The organism is Pseudomonas sp. P7759 (assembly GCF_013386445.1).
Lineage (GTDB): Bacteria > Pseudomonadota > Gammaproteobacteria > Pseudomonadales > Pseudomonadaceae > Aquipseudomonas > Aquipseudomonas azotoformans_A.
This window is the reverse complement of record NZ_JACART010000108.1, coordinates 286-1,679: the sequence shown is the minus strand read 5'-3', so window position 1 is coordinate 1,679 and position 1,394 is coordinate 286. Positions and strand designations below refer to the sequence as shown.

At 65.1% G+C, this 1,394-nt stretch carries 2 protein-coding genes; both read right to left on the bottom strand.

The genetic code is table 11. The features are described 5' to 3' along the window. Positions 1–821: cytochrome c biogenesis CcdA family protein (locus HX823_RS31400; protein WP_305729228.1), on the bottom strand; the 821-nt coding region annotated here is incomplete at its 3' end. Between the two features lie 32 nt (positions 822–853). Beyond that, positions 854–1,354 (bottom strand): peptide-methionine (R)-S-oxide reductase MsrB, encoded by a 501-nt coding sequence (msrB, locus tag HX823_RS31395; RefSeq protein WP_177078523.1) that lies wholly within the window; start codon positions 1,352–1,354, stop codon positions 854–856. Positions 1,355–1,394 lie beyond the last annotated feature (40 nt).

Genomic DNA, 1,394 nt, shown 5'->3' with positions numbered 1-1,394 from the left:
AGAGAAGGCAGCGCACCTTCGATGGGCAGTGTGTCGCTGTGGTTGGCGGCGGCCATCATTGCGCCCCCTGCCATCATCGCCCCGCCCTTTTGTGCCGGCTTGGCGCTGAGCGTATCCACCAGGCGTTGCTCCAGGCCGCCGGTGGAGGCAGTCGATAACCGCGACAGCACGCCGGTGTCCAGGCCCAGCGCAATGGCGGCCACCCCGGCAAGCATCAGCGCACCCAGGCCTCGGCGCAGCCATTCACCGGCACCCAGGGACTTTTTCATGAAGCCAAAGACTTTACCGCCGACCATCAAGGCCAGCGCGAGGGAGGTAGCAGCCCCGGCGGCGTAAGCCAGCAAGAGCAAGGTAGTGCCGATGCTGGCACCCTGCAGTGCGGCGCCGGTGAGCACCAGCCCCAGGATCGGCCCGGCGCACGGCGCCCACAGCAACCCGGTGGCCACGCCGATCAGGAACGATGCGCCCGGACGCGGCCTGGCATCGGCCCCGGCGGCTTCCGACAGGCGACTGCCGGCGGCCACTAACGGACGCGTCAGACGTTCCGACAGCTGCGGCAGCAATAGCGTTAAGCCGAACAGCGCAACGCACAGCAACGCGAGCCAGCGACCGTACTGATTGACCTGCACCACCCAGCCGCCGCCCACCGCCGCGAGCGTTGCCACCAGGGCGAATGTCACCGCCATCCCCGCTAACAGCGGCAAGCCACTGCGCAAAAACGGCTGCCCGGTGCGAGCGAAGACAAAAGGCAGAACAGGCAGGATGCACGGGCTGACGATTGTCAGCACGCCGCCCAGGTACGCGAGAACCAGAAGCCACATGGCAGGGAACCTTATAAGAGAAAGACATCGGCTTAGGCCGCCGTGAATGTCATGGCGGCGCCATTCATGCAGTAGCGCAGCCCGGTGGGTTGCGGACCGTCATCGAACACGTGCCCTTGATGGCCGCCGCAGCGACGGCAGTGGATTTCCTTACGCACCACGCCGTAGGACGTGTCCCGGCGGCTGGCAACGGCGTTGTCCAGGGGCTGCCAGAAACTCGGCCAACCGGTGTGGCTGTTGAATTTGGTGGCTGAGGAAAACAGCGGCAAGGCACAACCGGCGCAGGCGAAGGTCCCGGCACGGTGTTCGTCGTTCAGCGCGCTGGTGTAAGGACGTTCGGTGCCCTCCTCGCGCAGGATTTCGTACTGCTCGGCAGTGAGCAGGCTGCGCCATTGCGCGTCGGTGTGAGTGACTTCGAAGGTTTCGGCGGCTTCGGCTTCGGTGACCAGGTCGAGCTGTTTGAGCAGGCCACCGGCTACGAGCGCAACCCCGATGCCACCGCTGGCCAATAATATTTGTCGTCTTGAATACATGGGACCTCCTTTGTGCGCAACTTGTGGTGAGCGGGCTTGC

Excerpts from the sequence above, each read along its gene's own strand:
- msrB (WP_177078523.1), bottom strand. The coding sequence starts at position 1,354 with ATGTATTCAAGACGACAAATATTATTGGCCAGCGGTGGCATCGGGGTT.